The sequence below is a fragment of the Clostridium cavendishii DSM 21758 genome, from assembly GCF_900141845.1.
Taxonomy (GTDB): Bacteria; Bacillota; Clostridia; order Clostridiales; family Clostridiaceae; genus Clostridium_AG; species Clostridium_AG cavendishii.
Window position 1 is genome coordinate 142,893 of the sequence record NZ_FQZB01000010.1, and the last position, 19,307, is coordinate 162,199.

The 19,307-nt window shown below is 27.0% G+C and carries 15 protein-coding genes, 8 tRNA genes, 1 riboswitch and 1 other annotated feature; of the genes, 3 read left to right on the plus strand and 20 right to left on the minus strand.

The window, feature by feature from the left end; all coding sequences use genetic code 11:
• Positions 1 to 3 precede the first annotated feature (3 nt).
• From BUB01_RS12135 to BUB01_RS12185, 11 genes are all read right to left on the minus strand, one after another.
• Positions 4 to 381: a response regulator transcription factor gene (locus tag BUB01_RS12135; protein ID WP_072987953.1), complete on the minus strand. Its 378-nt coding sequence runs from the start codon at positions 379 to 381 to the stop codon at positions 4 to 6.
• Positions 378 to 1,421 carry a sensor histidine kinase gene (locus BUB01_RS12140; protein WP_072987955.1) on the minus strand — a complete coding sequence of 348 codons (1,044 nt, stop codon included), beginning with the start codon at positions 1,419 to 1,421 and terminating at the stop codon, positions 378 to 380. Before BUB01_RS12140 ends, BUB01_RS12135 begins: the two co-directional genes overlap by 4 nt.
• Before the next feature lie 226 nt (positions 1,422 to 1,647).
• Positions 1,648 to 1,723, minus strand: a tRNA-Lys gene (locus BUB01_RS12145).
• A gap of 5 nt (positions 1,724 to 1,728) precedes the next feature.
• Positions 1,729 to 1,802, minus strand: a tRNA-Gly gene (locus tag BUB01_RS12150).
• A gap of 85 nt (positions 1,803 to 1,887) precedes the next feature.
• A tRNA-Gln gene (locus BUB01_RS12155) sits at positions 1,888 to 1,962 on the minus strand.
• Positions 1,963 to 2,120: 158 nt separating this feature from the next.
• Positions 2,121 to 2,195 (minus strand) — tRNA-Gln (locus tag BUB01_RS12160).
• A gap of 3 nt (positions 2,196 to 2,198) precedes the next feature.
• A tRNA-His gene (locus BUB01_RS12165) sits at positions 2,199 to 2,274 on the minus strand.
• Between the two features lie 6 nt (positions 2,275 to 2,280).
• Positions 2,281 to 2,357 (minus strand) — tRNA-Arg (locus tag BUB01_RS12170).
• 180 nt (positions 2,358 to 2,537) lie between these two features.
• A complete protein-coding gene (locus BUB01_RS12175) occupies positions 2,538 to 3,212 on the minus strand; it encodes a hypothetical protein (protein WP_072987958.1) in 675 nt (224 codons plus the stop codon).
• Positions 3,213 to 3,452: 240 nt separating this feature from the next.
• Positions 3,453 to 3,527 (minus strand) — tRNA-Gly (locus tag BUB01_RS12180).
• 19 nt (positions 3,528 to 3,546) lie between these two features.
• Positions 3,547 to 3,631 (minus strand) — tRNA-Leu (locus tag BUB01_RS12185).
• Between the two features lie 159 nt (positions 3,632 to 3,790).
• On the opposite strand from BUB01_RS12185, the gene BUB01_RS12190 reads away from it, so the two are divergent.
• Positions 3,791 to 4,048 carry a hypothetical protein gene (locus BUB01_RS12190; protein WP_072987961.1) on the plus strand — a complete coding sequence of 86 codons (258 nt, stop codon included), beginning with the start codon at positions 3,791 to 3,793 and terminating at the stop codon, positions 4,046 to 4,048.
• A 142-nt stretch (positions 4,049 to 4,190) separates the two neighbouring features.
• Here the strand turns inward: BUB01_RS12190 and BUB01_RS12195 are convergent, their stop codons facing one another.
• Positions 4,191 to 4,763 (minus strand): hypothetical protein, encoded by a 573-nt coding sequence (locus BUB01_RS12195; protein WP_072987964.1) that lies wholly within the window; start codon positions 4,761 to 4,763, stop codon positions 4,191 to 4,193.
• A 395-nt stretch (positions 4,764 to 5,158) separates the two neighbouring features.
• Positions 5,159 to 5,364: a binding site (T-box leader), on the plus strand.
• An 86-nt stretch (positions 5,365 to 5,450) separates the two neighbouring features.
• Between BUB01_RS12195 and thrS the strand changes: the two genes are divergently transcribed.
• Positions 5,451 to 7,382 carry a threonine--tRNA ligase gene (thrS, locus tag BUB01_RS12200; protein WP_072987967.1) on the plus strand — a complete coding sequence of 644 codons (1,932 nt, stop codon included), beginning with the start codon at positions 5,451 to 5,453 and terminating at the stop codon, positions 7,380 to 7,382.
• Between the two features lie 58 nt (positions 7,383 to 7,440).
• Here thrS and BUB01_RS12205 read toward each other — a convergent pair whose 3' ends face one another.
• The 6 genes from BUB01_RS12205 to BUB01_RS23235 form a co-directional block, all read right to left on the minus strand.
• Positions 7,441 to 9,135, minus strand: coding sequence for a M3 family oligoendopeptidase (locus tag BUB01_RS12205; RefSeq protein WP_072987970.1), 1,695 nt, complete (start codon positions 9,133 to 9,135; stop codon positions 7,441 to 7,443).
• 284 nt (positions 9,136 to 9,419) lie between these two features.
• Positions 9,420 to 10,637 (minus strand): homoserine dehydrogenase, encoded by a 1,218-nt coding sequence (locus BUB01_RS12210; RefSeq protein ID WP_242958401.1) that lies wholly within the window; start codon positions 10,635 to 10,637, stop codon positions 9,420 to 9,422.
• A gap of 214 nt (positions 10,638 to 10,851) precedes the next feature.
• Positions 10,852 to 10,959: riboswitch (SAM riboswitch) on the minus strand.
• A gap of 64 nt (positions 10,960 to 11,023) precedes the next feature.
• Positions 11,024 to 11,590, minus strand: coding sequence for a 5-formyltetrahydrofolate cyclo-ligase (locus tag BUB01_RS12215; protein ID WP_072987973.1), 567 nt, complete (start codon positions 11,588 to 11,590; stop codon positions 11,024 to 11,026).
• A gap of 14 nt (positions 11,591 to 11,604) precedes the next feature.
• Complete coding sequence (locus BUB01_RS12220) at positions 11,605 to 12,039, minus strand: hypothetical protein (RefSeq protein ID WP_072987976.1); 435 nt, start codon at positions 12,037 to 12,039, stop codon at positions 11,605 to 11,607.
• A 44-nt stretch (positions 12,040 to 12,083) separates the two neighbouring features.
• The gene (locus BUB01_RS12225) at positions 12,084 to 14,315 is read right to left on the minus strand and encodes a putative bifunctional diguanylate cyclase/phosphodiesterase (protein ID WP_072987979.1); all 2,232 of its coding nucleotides are present in this window, start codon (positions 14,313 to 14,315) and stop codon (positions 12,084 to 12,086) included.
• A gap of 239 nt (positions 14,316 to 14,554) precedes the next feature.
• Positions 14,555 to 14,716 (minus strand): hypothetical protein, encoded by a 162-nt coding sequence (locus BUB01_RS23235; protein WP_159433245.1) that lies wholly within the window; start codon positions 14,714 to 14,716, stop codon positions 14,555 to 14,557.
• A 271-nt stretch (positions 14,717 to 14,987) separates the two neighbouring features.
• Between BUB01_RS23235 and BUB01_RS12230 the strand changes: the two genes are divergently transcribed.
• Positions 14,988 to 15,329, plus strand: coding sequence for a hypothetical protein (locus BUB01_RS12230; protein WP_072987982.1), 342 nt, complete (start codon positions 14,988 to 14,990; stop codon positions 15,327 to 15,329).
• Positions 15,330 to 15,638: 309 nt separating this feature from the next.
• On the opposite strand, the gene BUB01_RS12235 is transcribed toward BUB01_RS12230, so the two are convergent.
• Both BUB01_RS12235 and BUB01_RS12240 read right to left on the minus strand, forming a co-directional pair.
• Positions 15,639 to 17,903 carry an ATP-binding protein gene (locus tag BUB01_RS12235; RefSeq protein WP_072987985.1) on the minus strand — a complete coding sequence of 755 codons (2,265 nt, stop codon included), beginning with the start codon at positions 17,901 to 17,903 and terminating at the stop codon, positions 15,639 to 15,641.
• Entirely contained in the window at positions 17,900 to 18,343 is a 444-nt protein-coding gene (locus tag BUB01_RS12240) for a hypothetical protein (RefSeq protein ID WP_072987988.1), read from the minus strand. Before BUB01_RS12240 ends, BUB01_RS12235 begins: the two co-directional genes overlap by 4 nt.
• Between the last annotated feature and the right edge of the window lie 964 nt (positions 18,344 to 19,307).

Genomic DNA, 19,307 nt, shown 5'->3' on the forward strand with positions numbered 1-19,307 from the left:
ATTCTAATTCAGATTCAAATTCAGAACTTCACAAACCTTTTGCAATAAGAACTCTGGATCAAAAGGTTTAGTAACATAATAGTCCGCACCTAACTTAAGTCCAGTAACTCTATCCTTATCCTGCCCTTTGGCTGTTAATAAAAAAACTTTCATATCTTTATCTAAATCATTTTCAGTTATATGATTTAAAACCTCATAACCATTATAAATAGGCAAAACTAGATCTAATAAAACTAAATCTGGCTTTTTTTCTTCTATTAGTTGTATCCCCTTTTCCCCATCATCTGCAGTAAATATTATTACCTCCTCTAAGTCTTCTAAAGTTTCCTTAATCAAGGCTCTTATATATATCTCATCATCTACTATAACAATTTTTTTCATATAAAATCCCCCTCAATATCATTTTTCATTGGTATAGTAAAACTAAAAATACTTCCTTTTCCAAATTCACTTTCTACCCAAATTTCGCCATTGTGTTTTTCAATTATACTTTTACATATCCACAATCCTAGTCCTGTTCCCTTAGATTTATTTATTGCATTATCAATTTGTTTAAACCTATCAAATATTGTTTTGTAATACTGCTCCTCTATCCCTAGGCCCGTATCACTAACACTTATGATAATTTTTTGATTTTTAGTTTGTTTTGCAGAAATAGTTATTGTACCTTCATCGGTAAATTTAATTGCATTTGAAATTATATTTATTAATACCTGTAATATCTTATCCCCATCAGCTATAATATTGGGAATATCACCTTCTATATCATCTAAAATTTCAATTTCTTTTTCTTCAATCAAAGAATATGTGGCTAAAATACTTTTATTTATAATATTTTTTATATCTATAATGCTAAAATTCCAATCTAAGGTTCCAGCCTCTAACTTGGTTATATCAAGTAGATTGTTTATCATCACTGTTAATCTATCACCTTCTGAAATCATTATATTTATATTCTCTAATATTTTTTTATTATTCCTATTAACTTTTTTTATATTTTCATCATCTATTTCATATGTTTCAGCAATATCATTTATGAATGGAATTATTGTTCTACTCATCCTCTTTTTTATTATTTTTGTAAATCCAAGAATTGCTGTTAAAGGGGTTCTAAGTTCATGGGATACTAATGATAAAAATTCATTTTTCAATCTATCATGCTCTTCTAAATTTTTATTTTCGGTTATATACTTTTCTACATCTTTTGCTTCTTCTTTTAGTTTCTCTGCATTAATAGCTGCTTTATTTATAACATTTATAGTCAATAAAATTGATAACATCGCATTTACTATCATTATTACTATGCCAGTAATTACCTTATCGAAATAATCTTTTATCATTAAATATAAAAAACAACAGAATAGCGTATTTATTATTATTATTAATGCATTTTTAAATTTATATTTAATATCAAACTTCATATAAAACGCCCCACTATATTAGTATTTATTTTATTTTCGTAGTTTTCGATAAAATATTTACTTAATTAATATATTTTAATTTTGTCATAAAGTATTAATAAACCTGTGTTTATAACTATAAATATAAATATTAGTAATCTCTTGAGCATTGATGGCTTCTCATTTATACTCATAACTAATTTTATAAATTTGTATAAAAAAAAGACTGTGACTAATTCACAGTCTTTGGTACACTATCAGGGGTTCGAACCCTGGACACCCTGATTAAGAGTCAGGTGCTCTACCAACTGAGCTAATAGTGCATATATGGAGCGGGTGATGGGAATCGAACCCACGTAACTAGCTTGGAAGGCTAGGGCTCTACCATTGAGCTACACCCGCACATTTGTTTCGTGTCACTTAACACATTTATTATTATATAATCTACTCCTAAATTTGTCAACAGTAAATTAAACTTTTTAAAAATTGGCTGAGGTAGTAGGATTCGAACCTACAGATGACGGAGTCAGAGTCCGTTGCCTTACCATTTGGCGATACCCCAGCATCAAATCTATTTACATATTACCACATTGTTTATTTAATGTAAATATTTATATGGATTTTTAAAATAGTTACAAGATTAAATTTATAAGCAATTAGCTAGCTTATAGTTATTGCTAATTTCATATAAAAAAAAGTGTGAACTACTTCACACTTTTCTGGCAGGGATAGCAGGATTTGAACCTACGAATAACGGAGTCAAAGTCCGTTGCCTTACCGCTTGGCGATATCCCTATATGGGGTGAATGATGGGACTCGAACCCACGACAACCAGAACCACAATCTGGCGCTCTACCAACTGAACTACATTCACCATGTCTGGTGCGTTTTAAGGGATTCGAACCCCCGGCCCACGCCTTAGAAGGGCGTTGCTCTATCCAGCTGAGCTAAAAACGCATTTACTAACAAAACATATTATATATACATAAAATTATTTTGTCAACATAATTTTTCCTGCTTATGAAAAACAAATTGAATATCTGATTCCACTTATTTTATAAATATAATTGTGTATTTTTCTCTATATTTTTTAATATATAAAGCTCTAAATATTTCTATTTAGAGCTTTAGTATTTATTAAACTACATCACTTAAATGCTTGTATAATATATTCTTAAACTTTTCTTGTGTAGATTTATCTTTCAAAGGATTCTTACACAAATCTAACCATTCACTTTCTGACAAACCTATCTTTTCTTCAAATGATTTTGAAAAATCTGTTTGTATATTAGTATTCACAACAAAGTTTCCTAGTTCCTCAGAATTTTTGTATACGTTTAAATAAAGAAATTCACTATTATTGCCTATCCATTTTCTATTAAACTCTTTAGCAAAAACTTTAATTTTTCGCATAAGATCTTTAGATGGCAATTTCCACATAGCCTTTATTTCTGCTACTTGCTTTTTCATTTGCTGAATTTCATCTTTATCCACTTTGCCACTTGATGCAGCTAGAGATACTATAGTATCTACTGATAGGTCTGGAATTTTTTTCACCACACTATCTTTTCCCTCAAACCATTTATAGAAAGCCTCTGGTAAAAAACAATATTGAATAAACCCTAATAAGCTTGTGACATTAGGCAATGGCATCCACACACTTTCTATACCTGACTTTCTGTTAAATACTACATAATGAAGATATACTGTTTTATGGGTTAATTCCTCATCATTAAATATTTTAGCCTTTATAGTCTTATTAGCTCTAAACTTTTTTTCCCAATAATTTAATGAATTATAGATTGAGTGCATATAAATCACATCCCCACCATTAATTTAATTATTATCCTCTAATTAGATTATATTACATTTTGATACATGTTACAATTTGATATGTCATTTTTTGCTATATGTAAATTATTGATTAATTTCTTTTTCAGGTTAAAATAAGCTATCCATATAATAATATATTATATTCTTTATAAATTTGTTACAGAATTTTTAAAATTATTAACAAATAAAAAAAGAACAGTTTATAAACTGTTCTTTTTTTGGAGCGGAAGACGGGATTCGAACCCGCAACTTTCACCTTGGCAAGGTGACACTCTACCATTGAGTCACTTCCGCATATTTTTTCTAATTTAATTGGTGCAGATGAAGGGAGTCGAACCCCCACGCCGTAAAGCGCTAGATCCTAAGTCTAGTGCGTCTGCCAATTCCGCCACACCTGCACATCTTACATATTCTATTATACATATTTTATCTTAAAAAGCAATACTTTTACATTATTTATTTTATTATTTTTCTTCTTTTATTAGTCATAAGTTAATTATTTATTTAATAAATTACTATATGGTGTATTATAGGTAAAATTAGAGGGGATGGTAATTTTGAAAAACTTAGATGATGCATTATTAGAAGAGGTGAAAAAAGCTATAATTGAACTTAATAAGGATCATTCTCAAATATCAACAATTAAAATAATAGAAAAAATAACTGGTTCGCCATACACTCCGAACTCAACTGGTATAGGCTTAAACGGTTTCTTAAGTGTCCATCAAAATGAGCTTGGAATTGAATTCCTAAATGTTGAAACTATAAATATTGAAGGGCTTCATACCAATACGATAATTTGGAGATTAAGATAACATAGAAAGTACTCTTGTAGACTTTTCTTGATTCATCAATAAGTTCTGAGTCACCCAAAATTCTACAAAATCACTTAGAACACCAAATCTATGAGAATTATAAAAGGGGTAAGCTTAGCTTATCCCTTTTATGCTTTCAGAACTAATTTGAAAATATCATATGATTTTCCTCTGATGTATTTGACTTTATTGGTTCCAATTTATCTGTTATATCATAATTCTTACTATCATATGCCTTTAAACTTAGCATATCATACTCTTTTTCTTCTTTATCCATAGGCCATACCTTGAAAAAATATTCTTCATCATATAAATTAAGCCTTTGTAAATTCTCCGATATATTAAACCCTATATTATGAATTTTATTACTTCCATTAAATCCATAAACCACAATATATTTATTCTTCTTATTTTTATAACACTCTAATGCCATAGATCCATTACTATATTTAATCTTTTCTACTTTATATCTTTCGTCTCTGCACTTACCTAAAACAACTATTCCAAGCAAATTCTCTTTTTTAAACATAACAAGCTTCTTATCTTTTATTACTCTTGTTTTTATAATTGATATATTATTGCAATGTTCTAGAGATTTTAGATAATTTAGTATATCTTCATTACCTCTCCCTATATAAAATTTTCTTTCACTGTAATAATTGTAAGCTACTGCTAATATAATTAAAGCTAAAACCAACATATAAATATGATCCATTTCCTATTCACCTCCTTTAAGTGAGAACCTAAATTTTAATTTTGTATCTCAAACTTACTCCTAAGACTATAAATAAATATGAATTTTAAATTAAAAAGTTTAACTTATAAATTTATTTTATAAGTTAAACTTTTAAAAGCTTTTTTAACGTTCGTAATAGTGAATTGGTTTAATTTTCCACGACTTGGAGCATAGCGACGGAATAAGAAAATTAATCCACTTCACCTGAAATAATTAAGCAAATAAGAGTTTTCTTAATCTAATTATACACCAAAATTTATAAATTATTATAAATTCTTTTATTTTCTAACTATTTATTATTACTTATTGACTTTAAAAACTAATGTAATTATAATTAAATATAATATAAAGTTTACATTTGAATTATTAATTAAATTAAAACTATGAAGAGAAGAGTATGCTTTTGTTGAATTTTCAGAGAGAACTACATTTGGTGTGAGTAGTTTAAATTATATAAAGCTGAAAACCACCTCTGAGTGACTCTAATAAAGTCCGTATTAATCACGTTACGATTATTTAAGACTTATATTATATAAGTGAACTTGGGTGGAACCACGGGATTTATACTCTCGTCCCTTTTCAAATTTGAAAAGAGACGAGAGTTTTTATTTTAAATTTTTACACAAAATATCAATAAAAATAGTATTAATGAAAGGAAGTTTTATTATGATAAAAATAACTTTAAAAGATGGTTCAGTTAAAGAATTTGAAGCTGGTATCTCTGTTTTAGATATAGCAAAAGGTATCAGTGAAGGATTAGCTAGAAATGCCTGCTGTGGTATAGTTAACGGAAAGGTTTGTGATTTAAGAACTATAATTTCTGAAGACGTAGAACTTAGCATTTGTACTTTTGATTCACAAGAAGGTAAAGATGCTTTTAGACACACAACATCTCATATATTAGCTTATGCTGTTAAAAGATTATTCCCTGAAGCTAAACTTGCTATAGGACCTTCTATAGCAAATGGTTTCTACTATGATTTTGATAAGGAAGTTGCATTTACTTCTACTGACCTTGAAAAATTAGAGGATGAAATGAGAAAAATAATAAAAGAAAATCCTCAAATAGAAAAATTTGAGCTTCCTAGAGCTGAAGCATTAAAACTTATGGAAAATGAACCTTATAAGGTAGAACTTATAAACGACTTAGGTGAAGATGAAGTAATATCATTCTACAAAATAGGTGACTTCGTAGATCTTTGTGCAGGTCCACACCTTTTATCCGTTAAGTCAATTAAAGCTATTAAACTTTTAAGAAGTGCTGGTGCTTACTGGAAAGGTGATGAAAAGAATAAGATGCTTTCTAGAATATATGGTACTGCATTTACAAAGAAAGCTGATTTAGATGCTCATATCGAAGCCTTAGAAGAAGCTAAAAAGAGAGATCATAATAAATTAGGTAGAGAACTTGGAATATTTACAACAGATGAAAAAGTAGGTCAAGGACTTCCATTATTAATGCCTAAAGGCGCAAAAATATTCCAAACTCTTCAAAGATGGATTGAAGATGAAGAAGCTAAAAGAGGTTATGTATTAACTAAAACTCCTTTTATGGCTAAGAATGACTTATTTAAAGCGTCTGGACACTGGGACCACTATAAAGATGGTATGTTCGTTTTAGGTGATGAAGAAAAAGATGCTGAAGTTATGGCTTTAAGACCTATGACTTGCCCATTCCAATTCACTGTATATAATGCTGAACAACACAGCTATAGAGATCTTCCTATAAGATATAATGAAACTTCTACTTTATTTAGAAAAGAATCTTCTGGAGAAATGCACGGTCTAATCAGAGTAAGACAATTTACTTTAGCTGAAGGTCATATAGTTTGTACTCCTGAACAAATAGAAGATGAATTTAAAGGCGTAATTGATTTAATAGATTATGTTATGAGTACACTTGGAATAGATAAAGATATTTCTTACAGATTCTCTAAATGGGATCCAAATAATACTGAAAAGTATATAAATGATCCAGAAGCTTGGGAATCTACTCAAAATACTATGAGAACTATCTTAGACCACTTAAACATTAACTATGTTGAAGCTGAGGGCGAAGCAGCCTTCTATGGTCCAAAACTTGATATTCAATTTAGAAATGTTCATGGTAAAGAAGATACTTTATTCACAGTCCAAATCGACTTTGCTTTAGCTGGAAGATTAGGAATGTCTTATATTGATAAAAATGGTGAAAAGAAGATACCATTTGTTATTCACAGATCATCAATCGGTTGTTACGAAAGAACTATAGCAATGCTTATTGAAAAATATGCTGGTGCTTTCCCACTATGGATTTCACCATTACAAGTTAAAATACTTCCAATCTCTGATAAATATAATGATTATGCTGAAAAAGTATCAAAAGCCTTAAAGAACAAAGGTGTATCAGTTGAAACTGATTATAGAGCTGAAAAAATAGGTTACAAAATAAGAGAAGCTAGACTTGAAAGAGCTCCATACATCGTTGTAGTTGGTGAAAAAGAAGCTGAAAACAATGAAGTATCTGTAAGAAGCAGAAAAAATGGAGAAGAAGGCGCTATAGCTCTTGATACATTTGTAGATAGAATAGTAAAAGAAATTGAAAATAAAGAAAAATAATAAGATTAAAATGAGATAGCATTTGCTATCTCATTTCTCTTATATTCTTCTAATTATTCTAAAGTTTTTTATCATCAACAGCTTCTAACCAATTATCTATATCTCCTATAATTGAGCTTATACATCCATCTTCAAAAGGAGATTTAAGATTTGCAACTTTCACTAATTCCAAGAAAGATTTTGTTCCTCCTGCTATGCAAAGTCTTAAATAATCATCCCAAGCCTGTTCTCTATTTTCATTAGCCTTCTTCCAAAATTGTAATGCACAAATTTGAGCTAAAGTATAATCTATATAGTAGAATGCTATTTCAAATATATGCATTTGTTGGAACCACCATCCCCCTCTTTCAAGAAAATCACATTCGGAATAATTCTTATGTGGCAAATATTTCTTTTCTATTCTTCTCCAGGCATCCTTTCTTTCTTTTGGTGTAGCTTCTGGATTTTCATACACAAAGTGCTGAAATTCATCCACAGAAACTCCATAAGGTATAAACTTTATTGCATCTCCTAAATGTGAGAATTTATATTTAGCTTCATCCTCTTTAAAGAACAAATTCATCCATGGCCATGTAAAAAACTCCATACTCATAGAATGTATTTCAGCACTTTCAGATGTTGGAAAACTACATTCATTCATTTCTATCCATCTGGATTGATAACATTGAAATGCGTGTCCAGCCTCATGTGTTAGTACATCTACATCCCCAGCTGTTCCATTAAAATTTGAAAATATATAGGGTGATTTATAATCTGGTATATACTCACAGTATCCACCACCTGCTTTACCTTTTTTATTTACTAAGTCCATTAATTCATTTTCCACCATAAACTTAAAGAATTCATTAGTTTCTTTGGATAACTCTGAATACATCTTAATTCCATTATCTACAATCCATTCTGGACTTCCTTTTGGCACAGCATTACCTGTTAAATATTCAAATTTTTCATCATAATAACTTAAACTCTCTAGACCTAATCTTGCTTTCTGACGATTATACAATTTTGTAGCTACAGGTACAATATACTCTTCAACCTGATTTCTAAACTTAGATACCATCTCTGGATTATAATCACTTCTCATCATTCTTATATAACCAAGCTCTACAAAATTCTCATATCCTAATTTCTTAGCTATTGTAGTCCTCACTTTAACAAGTTCATCATAAATTCTATCTATTTCAGATTCATTATCTACAAAAAATTTATACTTTGCTTCGTTCGCAGCTTTCCTTATATTTCTATCTGATGATAAAGTAAATGGAATCAACCCTGATAAGTTTCTCTCCTCACCTTCAAACATTATCTTAGCTGTTGCTATAAGTTTAACATATTCAGAACTTAACTTATTTTCTAACTGCAATTCTTCTATAACCTCTGGTGAAAAACTTTTTAATGAAAACTCAGCTATATTAAAATATTGCTTTCCATATCTAACTTCTAATTCTTTTCTAAATTTAGACAAAGTGATAGCTCTATAAAATTTTGAACTAAGTTCTTCAAATAAAGGTTCATGTATATCCCAAAACTCTTTCTCTTTATCATAAAATTCATTTGTAGTATCTATAGTATGCCTTATATATGCTATATTCTTTAATGTTACTATATGATTTCTTACCTCATTTATCCTCTTTAAGTTAGAATCTGCCTCCTCAATTTCATTTGACTCTTCAAACTCCTTGATTAAACTATTTAGCTTAGCTTTTAATTCTTCATAATTTGGTCTTTCATACTTAAATTCATTAAATTTCACCTTTTAGCCCCCCTTATTTAACATTATATTAATTTTAATTATATTATTATATCAAATTAATATCAAATTCATTGTATCACATTTTTACTTTATTCTATATATTTTCAAAACATAACTATAACTATTTCACATTTACCTTATCATTTTTCACATTTTAGTCTAATTTTATATAGATAATTTTAATTTTTTTCTAAACAATATAATACATGTTTTAAACATTAAAGAATTTAACCCAATGCATAAAAAGATAATAACTCAGGTCTACTGAATTATTATCTTTAACTTTAAGCTGTTAAATATTTTACTACATCAATGTTACTATCTTTAACTTCTAAATATTTAACTAAATTGTCTATCTGTTCTTCATTACACGCTTTTATTAACAAAGCTAACTCTTCCTCATTTTCTTCTATAATTTCAGTATATAAAAATTCTTTTTTTACCTCATTCAAGACATTTTCATATCTTTCACTCTTTATTATTAAAATTGCTTTTAACTCATTATCTACTAGATTGTTGACTCTAGCAACTTCTGAATTAAAACTATTAATTATAGTATTCCTATCATTTAATATATCCAGCAAATCTCCATAAACTGCTGATGCTGTTGGTAACATTCCAGCACCTTTACCTATAAATGCTAGTTCCCCTACTGCATCACCATTAACTACTACTGCATTAACCTCATTATTAACATTGTATAGCATAGAATCATTATCTATCAGCATAGGTTGCACAGCTGCATATACAGAATCTTTTTCTCTATATCCTTTAGCTATTAATTTTATCTTAAACCCCTTATTTTTAGCATATGCTATATGCTTTGTTGTAATATCTGTTATACCTTTTATCTTTATATCCTTACATACAACTCTATTATTAAATCCTAATGTCATCAGTATTGAAAGTTTTCTTGATGCATCATATCCTAAAACATCTGCATCAGGATTAGATTCTGCAAAACCAAGTTCTTTAGCTTTTTGTAATACACTATTATAGTCTAATCCGTCCTCATACATTTTAGTTAATATAAAATTTGTAGTACCATTAAGTATTCCAGTAATACTTTCTATTTTATTTCCTTGTAGCATTTCTACCATCGGTTTTATAATAGGGATTCCCCCCGCTACAGAAGCTTCAAATTTTAACGATACTCCATTTTGCTTTGCTAATTTAAACAACTCATCTCCACGTTCTGCTATTAATTCTTTATTTGCAGTTATAACATTTACTCCTGACTTTAAAGCTCTTTTTATATATTCATAGGCTGGATTAATACCACCAATTAATTCTATTATTATATTATTATTTTCATTAAAAACATCATTTGCGTTTTCTGTTATTAGATCAAAATATTTTTTATTTAAATGCTTTTCCTTATTTCTGACTAATATAGATGTTATAATAACTCCTCTTAAATTATTATTTTCTTTGTTCCTATCTATAAGTTCTACTATACCTGTACCAACAACACCATAACCAAGAACTCCTACTTTTATCAAAACCGCTACCTCCTAACATTTGTATAAATTTAAAATTATCATCCTTTATACAAGTGTAACAGTGTGCAGTTCCCTTACTCTCGAAATATAAAAAATAAAGCTATTTTTCTATTCCGAGATAGAAAAATAGCTACTTAAGACTCTATTAACGCTAGTGTCAAAGCTTTTTCTTATCTCTCAGATTAATCTTTCTAATATATAAAAAGATTCTATACCTTTAAGTACAGATATTAATCTGCAGGATTTAGCACAATTCTAGCTTATGACTGCTAGCTGTTGCCAGGCTTCAAAGGGCCAGTCCCTCCACCATTCTTGATAAAAGATCTTATTAAGTTATTTAATTTAATTATATACCTTCTGTAATTTTTTTCAAGTGTTTTTCTTGTTTATTTAATTATTTTTTCTACTTTATTTTCTGTAATTATAAAATCTATTTTTTCATCAAACTCTTCCATAGGAACTTCATCAACAATTTGAAAATCGTAACATAGTGCTATTCTTTTACTACTCTTACTGTTTTTTAGAAACTTATCATAAAACCCACCACCATAGCCAAGCCTTCCACCACTTAAGTCAAATGCTAAACCTGGAACTAAAATTATATCAGCTTCTTCCTTAAGTTCTTCATTATCTATTGATGGTTCAAGTATACCAAAAACACCACTTTCATTTAAATCTAATAAACTATTTATCCTCAAAGCCTTCATAACTTTTTGTGTATTTTCCACTTTAGGTACATATATATGTTTTCCTAATTCTAATGCTTTTTTTAAAATCTCCTTAGTTTCAACTTCATCTTCCATACTTACATACATAAATATAGTTTTGCATTCCTTAAAATAAGCGCTCTTTAAAAAGCTTTCTGCTATTTTTATATCTGATAATTCCTTTTCTTTTCTATCTAAATTCAATCTCTTTTCCTTAATTAGTTTTCTTAACTCTTTTTTATCCATTTAAATCTTCCTATCTATACATTATTTTCTATATATTCTTTCGCTACAATATAACATTTATAGTCATAACTTGTCATATCTTCCAAATCAATATCTACAAAATCATAAAGTCTTTCCACATTATTTTTGTAATAAATATCAATCCATTCTTTATAAGCCTCAACTAAAGCTCCCTGATAATCATCCTTTATAACTCCATCTAACAATGCATGTCCAAGATGTAAAATTAAACTATCCCCAGTATTTCCATTTTCTAAACACTTAATATAATACTTCTTAGATTGTTCCAAATCTCCTATAATATAAAAGATATCTCCTATAATAAAATTAATCCAATTTTTTTGAACACAATCCTCTTTAGCTTTTAAATAAATTTCAATTGATTCATAATATTTACCACTTTCTCTAAGGTTCTCAGCAAACTTTATTCTTTCACTTAATGTTTCCAAAGACTCCACCCCTTATAAAACTTTAAAATTGGTTTATGATAAATTTAATATCTTAAAAGCTCATACTTTTCTATGATTTCACTAAGGATATTTACTGATATCGGCTTGTAAAAGAAAAATCCTTGAAAATAATCACATTCTAATTGCTTTAGTTTTTGGGATTGAGCAAAGTTCTCTATCCCCTCAGCAACTACTTTGAAGCCCAAATTATGTGATAACTCTATTATAGATTTGACTATTCCACTATCATTTTCGATATCTTGAACAAAGCTTCTATCTATTTTTATAGTATTGACTTTATATTGTTGAAGATACTTAAATGAACTATAACCTGTCCCAAAATCATCAATAGCTATACTTACTCCTAATTCATTAATTTCTTCGAACTTACTTATAACTTCTCTAGAATTATAAACCCCTACACTCTCTGTAAGTTCTAACTCTAAATATCTAGCATTTAAATCCCATTTAGTTAAAGCTTGCTTTAATAAATCTACAAAATCATTTTGCATAAATTGTATTGACGATACATTAACTGCAACTTTAACCTCTGTACTAAATCTGTCATTTAGTTCTTTTATCTGTTTACAAGCTTCATTAAGTACCCAATCTCCCAAAGTTATTATATAACCAGTTTCTTCAGCAACTTTAATAAATTTAGGTGGAGGAATATACCCTTTAATTGGATGAAACCACCTTATAAGAGCCTCTACTCCATCTATCCTATTAGTTATAGAATTAACCTTAGGTTGATAATACAATTGTATTTCTCCATTTTTTATTCCATTATGCATCATTTCTATAGTTATTTCATTCTTTAAAAAATCTTCAAAGAATTCATAACTATTTTTAACTCTTTCCTTAACACTAATCATAGCTAAATAAGCATTATTTAACATTTCAAAAGTAGTAGTATCTTTACTATCCTTTACACATATACCTACACTTGCAGAAATAAATTGATTATATTCATCATTTATCTTAAATTCATTTAAAAGCTTAAGCAAGTCCTTTACATACTTCTCCATATACTCTTCTGACTTTATAGTTTTAACTAGAATTCCAAACTCATCACCACCAATTCTAGAAAGTAATGAATTCTCATCTATATTCTCATTTAATATCTTTGCAACCCTTATTAGTATTTCATCACCTTTTAAATATCCATAGCTGTTGTTATAATTTGAAAAACCATCTAAATTTATATATATTAATCCTATTATACCATCTTCATGTTCTGATATATACTGATCTCCTTCATATATAAAGATTTCTCTCTTCATAAGCCCTGTCAAATTATCATACTTTGAATAAAAATCTACCTGTTCTTTATAACCAGCTAATGAATTTATTACACTACTTAGATTTTCCTCCAAAGACTTGAGTTCATCATTATGAACTCCTTTATTTGTTTTATATTCATCTAGCCTATCTATTTCATGTTGTATTTTTTCCAACCTACTAAATACTTTTAGATTTAATAAATAAATAAATAATCCTAAGAAAATTACATTTATTGCACCTATAGCCATATAGAAATTTGAATCTATCTTAGTTATATAAGGTCCAACTTGTTTATCAAAATTATAATTAACATTTACAGTAGGCTTATTAAAGTAATCATTTATTACAAAGTTAGAAATTACCTTTGTTGTGCCTAGCGGTACCCTAGCATAAACTTTTTCTCGCTTTCTGACCCCTACATCTTTTAATTCTTCTAGAAACAAATTATTATTTTTCGTTAAAAATAATATGCCGTACCCTTCACTATCTTTAATATTGAAATCATCTAAATTCCCTTGTTTTAATATAGATACAGATATGTAAACCTTCTCCATTTCATCTTTAGTCATACTTACAAGAGCAGGATATCCATCTATATTTGTAATTCCTGTTCTACTTTTACCATCTATATAATATAATTTTATATCTAAATTATTCAAACTTTCATCAGACGCTGTTGTCTTAAAAAGTATATTTTTTTCTTTGTCCATAACATAAAATGCTTGTATATCTTTTTCTAAAAGATCTTTAACTTCAATTTTTTTAGTTAATTTAACTTTTTTAGCTAATTCATTATTATCATTTTCGAAATTCTCTATTTTAGTATCAATTTTAGTCATTATAGTATCGATATTTACCTTAGAGTATTCATACTTTGCATCATCTATCCTATTTCTCATTACAAATATCGATATAAAACTAATACATCCAACCCATAATACTAAAAAACTTATAACTATTAAATTCATTTTGTCTTTTAAATTCATTTTCATAAGATGATTTCACCACCTTCCTTTTGGCAATTCACACTCTTATTCTTATTATAACATTTATGTTATAAATTAACAATTATAAATATGAAATTTACTTTTATAGGTTCAAAATAAAATTCAATTAAAATAATTTTTATAAATTACCACCATTATACTCAAACTCTTTTAGTAAAATAGCGTATATAACTAAAGCTACACATCCCAAGTTGAATGTGTAGCTTTTTTATCACTTTTAAGCTCTATACTTCCTTTGATAACTTTTCTAAATCAGCTATTATTACTTTAACTAAATCTAATTTTCCTTTAGCATATTCTTTATCACTTAGCCAATCCATACCCATTTCCATACATTTTTCAGTTTCCTTGTATTCTGATAATAATTTTACTAATTCATCTTTCATTATTTTTCACCTCATAAATTATTTTTATGTAGATTTGAAAAAAAGTTTGATTCAAATAAGACTTCTAAATGGCTTTACTTCGTAAATTAAAATTAAATATTTTGTAAAAAAGTTTGAATAGAAGTAATGATAAAAAAATTTTATTAAATATTATTTTTGAAAAAAAGTTTGAATTAGAAAATAAATTAAAAATATATACTAAACATTAAATTAAAAAAATTAATAAAAATAATTTTATAAAAATATTTATAAAAATAAATGTGAGGATAGTATGGAATTTAGAAATAGAAGAGAAAGGATAAATTTTATAATCACTAAATTAGGTAATGATACAGCATTATTATTTCTTTCTTCTACAGATAGAGAAGTAAAAAAATTTGTAGATGAAAATTCTAAATGGTTAAAAGAAAAAGAAAATTATCAACAACCTATAATTATATGTATAAGGTGCAATGAACAAGTAATATCCCATACAGAATGCGGTTGCGGATATGATAGAGCAATATTTAGTGAAGAAGAATGGAAAGAAGATATTCAAGGATATTCAGAACCTAATGACAGATGTTTTGGTGATGAAGAATTTATAAAAAATGGATATAAATTATTAGAATAGGAGTTTAAATAATTGAAAAAGAAAAATATAAATTGATTGATACAAATGATATTGTACTGCTTATAGATTTAAAGAAACCGTTAGATTTTTTTACTTATAATTAATCAGGTAATTATATTGTTTTATTTAATAGAGGCATAATTCCAAAATTCAAAATAAAAGAACTAATTTTTTAAAAAGTTTGATTTAAAAATTAGTTCTTTGAGCTTTTATTATTATTCATTTTTGAAAAAGGTTCTCTTGACATCATATAATTTTAGTAATTGTTTACCTAATCAATACTACAATTCATCTTTACAGTATTTAGCTCTACTTCCACTTCCACACAAATAAAGAACTATTAAAAATGCTGTTATAATAATTATCAAAAGAATCCTCAAGACTTACAATATTAGATTTCACAACATCTCTACACTCAATGTATGCCTGTTTGTTGTTACTAAATATTTTTCTTACCAACTCCAAATCTAGCATTTCTTGTCCTTTTATTTTACAAAATCCATATTGACTATTTCTCATAATATTATTTCTCATAGTTAATTTTACTCTATTATGCTCATCCCAAACTTGAGATTTAGATAAATTAGAATTTCCTTGAATATTGTATCCATAATTATTATATATAGATACTAAAGCTTCTGTTTTTAATCCATTACTCCAACTATCTGCTGAAAAAAAATAATTTTCCATAAAATAATTATATACGCACATACTCTTAACATCTGAATTTAGTAATCTTTGTCCAATAAATTTCTTGGTTACTACTTGATTTGAAAAAATGTATGCATAGTCTTGATTTAAATCTTCAAAAGATATATTACTACAATTATATAATATAAAGATTTTTTTTATATCGTTTCTATACAAAATACATTTAGTATAAATACTATATAACGCTGCTCCCATGCGCGAATAAATAATCGGTATATTTTTTATAAATTGTCCATTATACACATATTTCATTATGAGGTTACTTTTATCTATTAATTCAGGTGATTTTCCCTTTAATTCTTGAAGTTCTTTTTTATAAATTGCTTTTTTTAAATCCCATTTCAAATATTCAAAATTGGTAAGTTTGCTTCTCTCTAGATTTATCTCTATTTTTTTCTTTAATCCAATGTCTATTATATTAATACATGGAGATTTAGATATACTTACAGGATACACTCCCTCATCTGTTAAATCATAGTTTTCGGATAATGGAATTCCATTATAAATTATTTTTTTGTCTAAATTTAGTTTACTTTGAGATTCTGAGCTTGAATAAAGGAATTCTGCTTTAAAATTATCATCTTCTGATTTGAAATTAATCCACTCCAGTCCCGTATCATCTATTGATTCATTTTTATGTCCATTTATATAAATTTGTATTTCTGAAGTCAGATACCATTCTTTAAGTTTCAATTTATATAATAAAGATTTTTTATCATTTTTCAAATTATTATTTAGCAATATCTTAATTTCAGTTCCAAAATCAAAATTATTATCTTTTTCTATAAAAATATCTATAATACTGTCATTATTTTCATCTTGTTCTAATTTATAATCAAACCTTAATATATTATCTTCACCATATCTTCTTGTTTTAACAAGAACCTTATGCCCTAACAAAAAACTTGCTAACGACCCTATTCCAAATTGTCCAACTAAGTTACCGTACTTTTTCTTGCTTGAATTCCCGACGCAAAAATAATTATTTCTTATTATATCTATATTCATTCCTATTCCATTATCACGAATAATAATGAAGTCATCATCAAAATTAATGTCTATTCTAGCTTTATATTGCTCTCTAATTAGTCTTTCTTTGCATGCATCCGTAGCATTTTGTATTAACTCTCTAGCTCCACATTCTGGTTTATTTCCATACAAAGGTTTAATTAAATTTGGTATAATACCTGTAGTTACACGATATTTAATTTCCTCATTAATAAAACTTATGTCATCTAAATTAAAATTATTTATTTGAACATCATTAAAATTATATATGCTATGAAAATTGTTTATATATGTTATCTTTTTCAAATCACTCTGCAAGTTTCTAGCAACTTCTTCAGTATCCCTCAATTCTTTTCTATTTTTTATTTTATTTGAATATTTTATATTCAATGTAGTTGAAGATAATTCACAATATATATTGTGAATATTGTTGATTAAAATAGTATTTGTGTTTTCAATATACTTTTGAAAAACTAATGCAATAGCAACTATGGAGTATATTATTGAATTATATCCATCATCTATTATATTATCAATAATATCTTTATACTGTACCTCATTTTCTATACAATAAATAATTTTCTCAAAGATTTGCTTATATACTATATCCTTATCAATTCTTTTTTTTTTAATAACTGATTTTAAAGTATCTTTCTTTATAATATATTTTATAATATTATATTTTTCATTTAATACTTCCTCATTTCTACTTTCACATATACTAAGAAAATTATTATAAAGATAATCTTCTTCATAATAATTATTTTGGTTAGCTATTATATTCATATTAGATTTATCCTTAGCAATTGGATTATAAATGGTTAAACCATCTGGCTCTTTTTTTAGTATATTCATCTTCTTACAGCTTCAATATTATTATATTGATTTGCAATAAATTGAATACTCCCTCCTCTATCTGCATATTGATTACCATTTACAACTATTGAGGATTGTTGTTGTGCCGGTTTATTATCTATTTTCTTAAATTCCTCATAGTTCTCTTGTATCCATTCTTGAAATTCTTCTTTAAATTCATATGGGCACTCTTTATCTGTATGTTTTTCATAATAACTAATTATTTCTGTAAATGGTTTTTTAGGATTAATCGCTTGATTATCAGTTATATCTTGTAAAAAATCAATGCATTGATTTTCACTCATATCGTATTTTTTCATAAATTTACCCTTAAAACTATCTATTATTTTATTAGATCCTGATTTTAAAATATTCCATGTTAATTCGCATACTATTTTGGTTCCCATTGCAGTTAATGTTGACTGAAGTAATGATTCCATATTTCCCCCTGTAATTTTATGTATTTTAGTATATTTTATCACATTATCACTTATATGGTAAATAAATTCTCAATAAAGTCAAATAATCCAATTATTTTGAATTTTATACACTATTTTATTATTTAACTTGTCGTGCTAGTAATTTAAAAAGCTTCTTTCCTAATTTTTGTACAAGAACGAGATTTCATAGAATTAAAAATCTTTATCTAAAGTTATTGAAGAAATAAGTAAAGAAATAATCCGTAAACTAAACTATCAATATGAAAAATATAAACTAATTGATATTATACCTATTACGGTATAGCATTTTGGCAGAGCCCGTTTTCATAAAAGTTTTAAATCAGATGCATCTTATGGAAGATGTATAGCAAAAAAAGAGACATATTATAGATTTAAACTCCATGCATTAGTAGCACTTGATTGGTATATTTGTAACTATTCAATTACATCAGCTGATGTAGATGATAGGGCACGAATATGATAACTAACAAATAATATATCTAATTTAATAATAATATGAGATAATGGATATGTCGGTAATTCTCTTGCGCATGAATTAAAATCTGAAAAACATACAACTCTTATTTCTATAAAAAGAGGATATAGTAAAACTCAATTTCCTAAAACCTTTAGACGGTTAGTTTTTAAATATAAGCGAAGAATTGAAACTTCTTTTTCACATCTATCTAAGCCAAAGAGTAGTTTCAAAATCAAATTGGGGCTTTATAAGTAGTATTAAAAATAAGATACTTGCCCTTAATTGTAGATTTTGAATAAAATTTAATCAAAATTTATGTTATAAATGCTTTAAATATGGTAAATAGAAACATTGGTTTTATAACAAAGTTGTATCAAACTATAAGTTTTTAATAATATTAACTTTAAATTTTATAATAAAGTTTGTTCAAAAAATGAAAATATGATGTAATAAATATTGATCTTTGAAAATTGAATAGTACGGTAT

What these genes read in the sequence shown, in the direction of transcription:
- BUB01_RS12240 (WP_072987988.1), bottom strand. Translation starts at nt 18,343, where the DNA reads ATGGAATCATTACTTCAGTCAACATTAACTGCAATGGGAACCAAAATA.
- BUB01_RS12195 (WP_072987964.1), bottom strand. Translation starts at nt 4,763, where the DNA reads ATGGATCATATTTATATGTTGGTTTTAGCTTTAATTATATTAGCAGTA.
- BUB01_RS12135 (WP_072987953.1), bottom strand. Translation starts at nt 381, where the DNA reads ATGAAAAAAATTGTTATAGTAGATGATGAGATATATATAAGAGCCTTG.
- BUB01_RS12140 (WP_072987955.1), bottom strand. Translation starts at nt 1,421, where the DNA reads ATGAAGTTTGATATTAAATATAAATTTAAAAATGCATTAATAATAATA.
- BUB01_RS12235 (WP_072987985.1), bottom strand. Translation starts at nt 17,903, where the DNA reads ATGAATATACTAAAAAAAGAGCCAGATGGTTTAACCATTTATAATCCA.
- thrS (WP_072987967.1), top strand. Translation starts at nt 5,451, where the DNA reads ATGATAAAAATAACTTTAAAAGATGGTTCAGTTAAAGAATTTGAAGCT.
- BUB01_RS12215 (WP_072987973.1), bottom strand. Translation starts at nt 11,590, where the DNA reads ATGGATAAAAAAGAGTTAAGAAAACTAATTAAGGAAAAGAGATTGAAT.
- BUB01_RS12230 (WP_072987982.1), top strand. Translation starts at nt 14,988, where the DNA reads ATGGAATTTAGAAATAGAAGAGAAAGGATAAATTTTATAATCACTAAA.
- BUB01_RS12175 (WP_072987958.1), bottom strand. Translation starts at nt 3,212, where the DNA reads ATGCACTCAATCTATAATTCATTAAATTATTGGGAAAAAAAGTTTAGA.
- BUB01_RS23235 (WP_159433245.1), bottom strand. Translation starts at nt 14,716, where the DNA reads ATGAAAGATGAATTAGTAAAATTATTATCAGAATACAAGGAAACTGAA.
- BUB01_RS12225 (WP_072987979.1), bottom strand. Translation starts at nt 14,315, where the DNA reads ATGAAAATGAATTTAAAAGACAAAATGAATTTAATAGTTATAAGTTTT.